The following is a 6,848-nucleotide window of genomic DNA, read 5'->3' on the forward strand; positions in this document are numbered from 1 at the left end:
GTCCTGCCGCGCGAACGCCCTGCCGCACCAACGCCCTTACGCGTCCCGCCCCTTGAGCGCCACCCCGCCAAGGACCAGCGCCCCCGCCGCGTACCCGGCGAGTACCGCGAGGCCCGCCCAGGGGCCGATGGGCAGTCGGTGAAGGTCGCGGGTTGCCTGGATGGCCAGACCGGCCGTCGTCGGGCCGATCCGGTCCAGGCGCTCGAACCACCGTTCGTCGGCGAACATCCGGGTGAGCAGGGGGTACGCGTAGAGCAGGCCCAGTACGGCGGTGACCGACGCGGCCGTGTCGCGCAGGGCGGTGGCCACGCCCAGGCTGAGCAGCGCGACCAGGGTGAGGTAGAGGACCGTGCCCGCGGCGGCGCGCAGCGTCGGACCGTCGGTCAGGCTGAGCGGCGGGTAGCCGTTCTCGGCGGTGAACCCGCCCGCGGGGAGCAGCAGACGCCCGGCGAGCAGCGAGCCGAGCACGCCAACGCTCGCCGCGGCGGCGGTCAGCGCGGCCAGCACGGCGGCCTTCGCGGCCAGCAGCCGCAGCCTGCCGGGCAGCGCGGTCAGGGTCGTACGGATGGTGCCGGTGCCGTACTCGCCGGTGATGGAGAGCACCGCGAGGACGGTGACCGCGGCCTGGCCGAGCCACGCCCCGGTGAGACTGACCTTGACGGTGTCCTCGTGGCACTGGGCGGGGGACGGGCACTCCCCCGTGGACAGCGCCCCGACGGCGGCCGCGCTCGCTCCGACGGTGAGCGCGACGACGGCCAGCAGAAGCCACCAAGTGCTGGGCAGCGTACGGAGCTTGGTCCACTCCCCGTGCCCTGCGGCCGTCACGCGTCCCTCCGCCGCAGCCGCCACGCCGCGAGCCCGAGCACCACAGCGACGTAGGCGACGAGTGTGGCGAGGCCGATCCAGGGCCCCTGCGGATAGCAGCCGTCCTCCGGCAGGCACAGGCTCGCCACCTGGTCGTAGCGCGGCAGCGTCTCCTGGATGGCGAACCCCGCGACGGGTGTGAGCCGTTGGAGGCCCTGGGACAGACCGAGCGGCAGCAGGCTGACCAGGATCAGCGGCAGTACGGTCACCACGACGACCGCGGTGACCGCGGCGGCGGTACGCCGCAGCAGTGCCCCAAGCCCCAGTGCCAGTACGGCGATCAGTGCGAACAGCGCGGCGGTGCCGAGCAGGGCGCGCAGCACGGGTCCTTCCGTGAGCGCCAGTTCGGGGAAGCCCGACAGCTCGGGCCGGTTGTCCCGCAGGATCGGCTGGACGAGCAGGAAGGAGCCGACCGCCGCGACCAGCCCGGCGGCGAACGCGGCGGCGCCGATCACCACGGCCTTGGCGAGCAGCACCCGCGCGCGGCGCGGGCTGGCGGCCAGGGTGGTGCGGATCATGCCGCGCCGGTACTCGGCGGTGATGAACAGGGCGCGGGGTTCTCGTCCGGCCGCTCCCCGGTGAGCCCGGACACCCGGGCGGTGATGCCGCCGTCGCCGGTGAGCGTCTGGTGCACGAAGTGGAAGTCGTCACGGATGACGCGCCCGTCGGGGCCGGTCGGGGCCGGTCCCCCACCGCCGGGGCCGGTCGGGGCCGGTCCCTCGCCGTCGCCTCCCTCGTTGGCGGGGCCGCTTCCGCCCGACGCCGCCTTCACGGAGATCAGGACGGCCAGCACGACAGCGGCCAGCAGGGTGAGCCGCCAGCGGCCCACGGTCCGCAGCTTGGTCCACTCGGCGAGCAGCAACTGACCAAAGCCGTCGCGTGCGTTGGGCGCGAGCGAGGAGCGATAGGACGGCACGCACGTCTCGGTGGTCATCACGCCTCGCTCTCGGAAGCGTCCGCCCAGGCCCCGGCGAACTCCACGGAGTCCCCAGTCAGGTCCATGCGCGTACGCGACAACGGTCCCCACCCGCCATCGCCGGCGAAGGACGGCGGCCACGGTCTGCTCGGCATGCGTGAGCGCGCCGCGATGGTCGGCGGCACCCTGCGCACAGGACCCGCGCGCGGCGGCGGCTTCCTGGTCGAGGCGCGCCTGCCGTGCCCGGCGCGGGAGGCGGCCGGATGAGCGCCGGTTCCGCGCCGCTGCGTATCGTCGTCGCCGACGACCACCAGGTCGTACGGGTCGGCTTCGCCGAACTCCTGGGCACCCAGCCGGACTTCACCGTCGTCGGCACGGCCGGGAACGGCGCGGAGGCGATCGACGTCTGCGCGGAGCTACGGGCCGACCTGGTCCTGATGGACGTACGGATGCCGGTGATGGACGGGATCGAGGCCACCGAGCGGATCACCGCGCGGGCCGGGACCGGCCCTGGCACCCGGGTGCTGATCCTCACGACCTTCGACCTCGACGAGCACGTCTATGACGCGCTCGCCGCGGGGGCGGGCGGGTTCCTGCTCAAGGACGTGACGGCGGAGCGCCTCTTCGACGCCGTACGGGTGGTGGCGGCGGGTGAGGCGCTGCTCGCGCCGACCGTGACCCGTCGGCTGATCGCGGAGTTCGCCCGGCAGCGGCCGACCCCGTCGGCCCGTCCCGCGGCCCGGCTCGCCGCGTTGACCCCACGGGAGACGCAGGTGCTGCGGCTGGTCGCCGACGGGCTGTCCAATCCGGAGATCGCCGCCCGGCTGTACGTGGGCGAGGAGACCGTGAAGACCCATGTGAGCCGCGTCCTGGGCAAGCTGGGGCTGCGCGACCGTACCCAGGCGGTGGTGGCGGCGTACGAGTCGGGCCTGGTCGTGCCCCGAGGCACATGAATAGGGGGGGCTTGATCACGCCCCGAGGTCGCCTAGAAGCGCTCCGGATACACCAGGGCGAGTACGACGTAGCCAAGCAGGGCCGCGGCGACGGCGAGGCCGACGATGATCTCGGCGGTCACAGCCGTGCCACCCCCTTGGCAATGAGTGCCACCAGGGCGAAGATCGCGATCGTGGTGACGACGAAGGCCACATCGGCCATCGTGAGCTCCTGAGTGAGACGGAGGGGTCATCCGGCCTCCTCTTTGGAGGCCCTGTTAGAGCAAACCCCTCATCCGGCCCCGTGAGTCCGGCGTTGACGCCTCCCTTACGGCACCACACACCGCCTTGACGCGTCCTTGACGCCTTCCTGACGCTCGTCCAACCGGCCCGCACAAACGTCACCCAACGCGACCGTACGGCTACACAGTCGGCGAATCGAGACGGATCGGAACCGATCAAGGACGTTACCCATACGCAATCCACGCGGCGGAGACAGCGACCCTGCCCAGTGGCAGGATGCATCGCAACTCGCGCACCACCCGGCGTTTTTGATCACGGTCCGCCGTTGATCGGCCGCCGTTGATCTCGTCTGCCCTGGAGGTCTTGTGTCCGCTCGTTCCTCGATGCCCGTCATAGCGATGGTCGCGGCTGCCGGCCTTCTCGCCGCCGGATGCACCAGCACCAAGTCCGACGGTGACAGCGGCGGAGACAAGGGCTCGTCGATCGAGCTCGTCTCCTCCGGCAAGCTCAAGACCTGCACGCATCTGCCCTACCCACCGTTCCAGTCGAAGAAGGACGGCAAGATCGTCGGCTTCGACGTGGACCTGGTCGACCTGGTCGCCAAGGAGCTCAAGGTCAAGCAGGAGATCGTCAACACCCCCTTCGAGGGGATCGAGACCGGCCAGGACTTCAAGATCCGCAAGTGTGATCTGGCGGCCGCGGGCATGACCATCACCGAGGACCGCGACAAGGTCATGGACTTCTCGGACCCCTACTTCAACGCCACCCAGGCGCTGATCACCAAGAAGGGCAAGCCGTACAAGACGATCGCCGACCTCAAGGGCAAGAAGCTCGGCTACCAGAAGGCCACCACCGGCGGCATCTACGCCAAGGAGAACGGTGACGGCGTCGAGCTCAAGGAGTTCGAGGACGTCGGCCTGCTCCTCACGGCCGTGAAGTCGGGCGGGGTGGATGCCGGCATCAACGACAACGGCGTGCTCTTCGAGTACGTCAAGCAGAACCCGGACACCGAGGTGACCGCCGAGTTCGACACCGGCGAGGAGTACGGCATCGGCTTCCGCGAGGGCAACGACCCGCTGCGCAAGAAGGTCAACGAGGTCCTCAAGAAGGCCAAGGACGACGGGCGTTACGACGCCATCTACAAGAAGTGGTTCGGCACCACACCGCAGAGCTGACCCTGCCAGGCGCCCAGGCCCCCGCCCCCCGGCGGAGGGCTCTGGGACCTTCCGTAACCAGCAGAGGAGTTCTGCACGTATGTCCCTGTCCCGACGACAGCGGGCCCGGCTGTTCCGCGGTGTGCAGTACGCCGTGCTGGTCGCCGCGCTCGTTGTGTTCGCCCTGGTGGCCGACTGGGGGACGCTGCGCGAGGCGTTCTTCGACATAGACGTCGCCAAGGCCCTGTTCCCCGAGATCATCACCACCGCGCTGGTCAACACGGCCTTCTACGCCGTGCTCGGCTTCGGCTTCGGCCTGGGGCTCGGCCTCGTGCTGGCCATGATGCGGCTGTCGTCGGTGCCTCCGTACCGCTGGCTGGCCATCGCGTACATCGAGTTCTTCCGCGGCATCCCGGCCCTGCTGGTGTTCATCTCGCTGGGTTTCGGTGTCCCGCTGGCCTTCGAGATCGCCCTCGACATGAACGTGACCGTGATGCTGTCGCTCGGCCTGGTCGGCGCCGCGTACATGGCGGAGACGATCCGCGCGGGCATTCAGGCGGTCCCCAAGGGCCAGCTGGAGGCGGCCCGTTCGCTCGGGATGTCGCCAGGCCGTGCCATGGTCTCGATCGTGATGCCGCAGGCCTTCCGGATCGTCCTGCCGCCGCTGACCAACGAGTTGATCCTGCTCACCAAGGACTCCTCGCTGGTCTATCTGCTCGGCCTCTCGCTCGGCCAGTTCGAGCTGGCCAACTTCGGCCGGGACGCGCTCAACGAGCACAAGAGCCTCACCCCGATCCTGATCGCCGGACTGCTGTATCTCGTCATCACCCTCCCGCTCGGCCATCTGGTGCGGCGGCTCGAGGCCCGTACCGCGAAAGCCAGGTGACGCCAGGTGAACACCGTGAAGGCCGACCAGACCCCTGACCCGCCCGAGCCCGCCGGGAAGGCGATCGAGGTCCGCGAGCTGCACAAGTCCTTCGGTGACCTGGAGGTACTCAAGGGCATCGACTTCTCGGTCGAGCGGGGCGAGGTGGTCTGCGTCATCGGCCCCTCCGGGTCCGGCAAGTCGACCCTGCTGCGCTGCGTCAACCTCCTTGAGGAGCCGACAGCGGGCTCGGTCACCGTGGCCGGTACGGAGGTCACCGACCCGGATGTGGACATCGACCGGGTACGCCGCCGTATCGGCATGGTCTTCCAGTCCTTCAACCTCTTCCCGCACCTCACCGCCCTGGAGAACCTCACCATCGCCCAACGCCGGGTGCTGCGGCGCAGCAAGCAGGAGGCGAACCGGATCGCCCGGCAGAACCTTCAGCGCGTCGGCCTGAGCGAGAAGGAGGCCGCCTACCCCGCGCAGCTCTCCGGCGGCCAGCAGCAGCGGGTCGCCATCGCCCGCGCGCTGTCCATGGACCCCGAGTTGATGCTCTTCGACGAGCCCACCTCGGCCCTGGACCCGGAGCTGGTCGGTGACGTACTGGCCGTGATGCGCTCCCTCGCGCAGGAGGGTATGACGATGCTGGTCGTCACCCATGAGATGAGCTTCGCCCGCGAGGTCGCCGACCGCGTGGTCTTCATGGACGGCGGCATCATCGTCGAACAGGGCAGCCCCGAGCGGGTGGTCGGCGACCCCCAGCACGAGCGGACCCGCACCTTCCTGGCCCGCGTACTCGACCCGGCGGCGGCCGAGGTCGGCGAGGTCGCGGACACCGGACCCCACGAGAAGCGCGTGGACCGGTAGGGGCTGTCTCGCGAGGGTGACACTTCGGTCAGGGCCGAAGCGTCACCGCCGTACGGTCGTGGCAGACGTCACCGCCGGCGCGCTCCGCTCCGGCCCCGGCGTCGTCCACGTACGCGTCCGGGAGGAATCGGCCAGTGACCCCCAGCGAAGAGTTCCGCGCCCTGCACCGCATGGGCGCGCCCCTGCTGCTGCCCAACGCCTGGGACCACGCGTCGGCCGTCGCCCTGGCGGCGGCCGGGTTCCGGGCGGTCGGCACCACCAGCCTGGGCGTCGCCGCGGCCGCGGGAAAGCCCGACGCCACTGGGGCGGCCCGCGCCGAGACCGTACGGCTCGGCCGCGGCCTGGCCGCCCGCCGCGAAGCGCTGATCAGCGTGGACATCGAGGGCGGCTTCAGCGACCGGCCCGAGGACGTCGGCGCGCTCGCGGCGACCTTGCAGCAGGCCGGTGTCGTCGGCGTCAACCTTGAGGACGGGCGCCCGGACGGCACCCTGACCGCGCCCGCCCTGCAGTGCGAACTGATCCAGGCCGTACGGGAAGCCGCCCCCGGCCTGTTCGTCAACGCGCGCACCGACACCCACTGGCTCCCCGGACACGAGGCGCGGATGTCCTCGCGGGCCGAGGCCTACCAGCGGGCAGGCGCGGACGGGGTGTTCGTCCCCGGGCTCCAGGATCCGCGGGCCATCGCCGAGCTGGCCGCCGCCCTGGACATCCCGCTGAACATCCTCTACTCCCCCGACGGGCTCTCCGTCGCGGCCCTCGCGGAGCTGGGCGTACGGCGCGTCAGCTGCGGCTCGCTGCTGTTCCGGGCGGCCCTGCAGGCGGCCGTGGAGACCGCCAGGTCCGTGGCACACGGCGGACCGCTCCCCGCGGGCGCCCCCTCGTACACCGAGGTCCAGCACTATTTCGCTAGGTGAAAGTTTCAGGTTGAGAACATTACCCACCCCGTAGCCCCACCGCTTCCTACTGGCCAGTAATCTACCGGCTCCGGCCCCCGCCTCCCCCAC

At 70.8% G+C, this 6,848-nt stretch carries 10 protein-coding genes; 6 read left to right on the forward strand and 4 right to left on the reverse strand.

Going from position 1 to position 6,848, the window contains the following annotated elements; translation table 11 throughout:
• Window positions 1-36: 36 nt before the first annotated feature.
• The 3 genes from U9R90_RS07110 to U9R90_RS07120 are packed head-to-tail and all read right to left on the reverse strand — an operon-like array spanning window position 37 to window position 1,798.
• Window positions 37-825 (reverse strand): ABC transporter permease, encoded by a 789-nt coding sequence (locus U9R90_RS07110; RefSeq protein ID WP_411055531.1) that lies wholly within the window; start codon window positions 823-825, stop codon window positions 37-39.
• Window positions 822-1,382, reverse strand: a complete 561-nt coding sequence (locus U9R90_RS07115) for a hypothetical protein (RefSeq protein WP_411055532.1) — start codon at window positions 1,380-1,382, stop codon at window positions 822-824. Before U9R90_RS07115 ends, U9R90_RS07110 begins: the two co-directional genes overlap by 4 nt.
• The gene (locus U9R90_RS07120; RefSeq protein WP_411055533.1) at window positions 1,379-1,798 is read right to left on the reverse strand and encodes a hypothetical protein; all 420 of its coding nucleotides are present in this window, start codon (window positions 1,796-1,798) and stop codon (window positions 1,379-1,381) included. Before U9R90_RS07120 ends, U9R90_RS07115 begins: the two co-directional genes overlap by 4 nt.
• Window positions 1,799-1,864: 66 nt before the next feature.
• Between U9R90_RS07120 and U9R90_RS07125 the strand changes: the two genes are divergently transcribed.
• Window positions 1,865-2,047, forward strand: a complete 183-nt coding sequence (locus U9R90_RS07125) for a hypothetical protein (RefSeq protein WP_411055534.1) — start codon at window positions 1,865-1,867, stop codon at window positions 2,045-2,047.
• Entirely contained in the window at window positions 2,044-2,733 is a 690-nt protein-coding gene (locus U9R90_RS07130; RefSeq protein WP_411055535.1) for a response regulator, read from the forward strand. Before U9R90_RS07125 ends, U9R90_RS07130 begins: the two co-directional genes overlap by 4 nt.
• Window positions 2,734-2,765: 32 nt before the next feature.
• Here the strand turns inward: U9R90_RS07130 and U9R90_RS07135 are convergent, their stop codons facing one another.
• Entirely contained in the window at window positions 2,766-2,855 is a 90-nt protein-coding gene (locus U9R90_RS07135) for a potassium-transporting ATPase subunit F (protein ID WP_411055536.1), read from the reverse strand.
• A gap of 465 nt (window positions 2,856-3,320) precedes the next feature.
• On the opposite strand from U9R90_RS07135, the gene U9R90_RS07140 reads away from it, so the two are divergent.
• The 4 genes from U9R90_RS07140 to U9R90_RS07155 all read left to right on the forward strand — a co-directional run bounded on the left by U9R90_RS07140 (window position 3,321) and on the right by U9R90_RS07155 (window position 6,758).
• Window positions 3,321-4,130 (forward strand): basic amino acid ABC transporter substrate-binding protein, encoded by an 810-nt coding sequence (locus U9R90_RS07140; protein WP_411055537.1) that lies wholly within the window; start codon window positions 3,321-3,323, stop codon window positions 4,128-4,130.
• A gap of 79 nt (window positions 4,131-4,209) precedes the next feature.
• Window positions 4,210-4,995 (forward strand): amino acid ABC transporter permease, encoded by a 786-nt coding sequence (locus U9R90_RS07145; protein ID WP_411055538.1) that lies wholly within the window; start codon window positions 4,210-4,212, stop codon window positions 4,993-4,995.
• A gap of 15 nt (window positions 4,996-5,010) precedes the next feature.
• Window positions 5,011-5,844: an amino acid ABC transporter ATP-binding protein gene (locus U9R90_RS07150; protein WP_411057666.1), complete on the forward strand. Its 834-nt coding sequence runs from the start codon at window positions 5,011-5,013 to the stop codon at window positions 5,842-5,844.
• Window positions 5,845-5,978: 134 nt separating this feature from the next.
• Window positions 5,979-6,758 (forward strand): isocitrate lyase/phosphoenolpyruvate mutase family protein, encoded by a 780-nt coding sequence (locus U9R90_RS07155; protein WP_411055539.1) that lies wholly within the window; start codon window positions 5,979-5,981, stop codon window positions 6,756-6,758.
• The last annotated feature ends 90 nt before the right edge of the window (window positions 6,759-6,848 follow it).

This window comes from Streptomyces sp. E11-3 (assembly GCF_046540415.1).
Taxonomy (GTDB): domain Bacteria; phylum Actinomycetota; class Actinomycetes; order Streptomycetales; family Streptomycetaceae; genus Streptomyces.

What these genes read in the sequence shown, in the direction of transcription:
- U9R90_RS07115 (WP_411055532.1), bottom strand. Translation starts at nt 1,382, where the DNA reads ATGATCCGCACCACCCTGGCCGCCAGCCCGCGCCGCGCGCGGGTGCTG.
- U9R90_RS07120 (WP_411055533.1), bottom strand. Translation starts at nt 1,798, where the DNA reads ATGACCACCGAGACGTGCGTGCCGTCCTATCGCTCCTCGCTCGCGCCC.
- U9R90_RS07125 (WP_411055534.1), top strand. Translation starts at nt 1,865, where the DNA reads ATGCGCGTACGCGACAACGGTCCCCACCCGCCATCGCCGGCGAAGGAC.
- U9R90_RS07130 (WP_411055535.1), top strand. Translation starts at nt 2,044, where the DNA reads ATGAGCGCCGGTTCCGCGCCGCTGCGTATCGTCGTCGCCGACGACCAC.
- U9R90_RS07145 (WP_411055538.1), top strand. Translation starts at nt 4,210, where the DNA reads ATGTCCCTGTCCCGACGACAGCGGGCCCGGCTGTTCCGCGGTGTGCAG.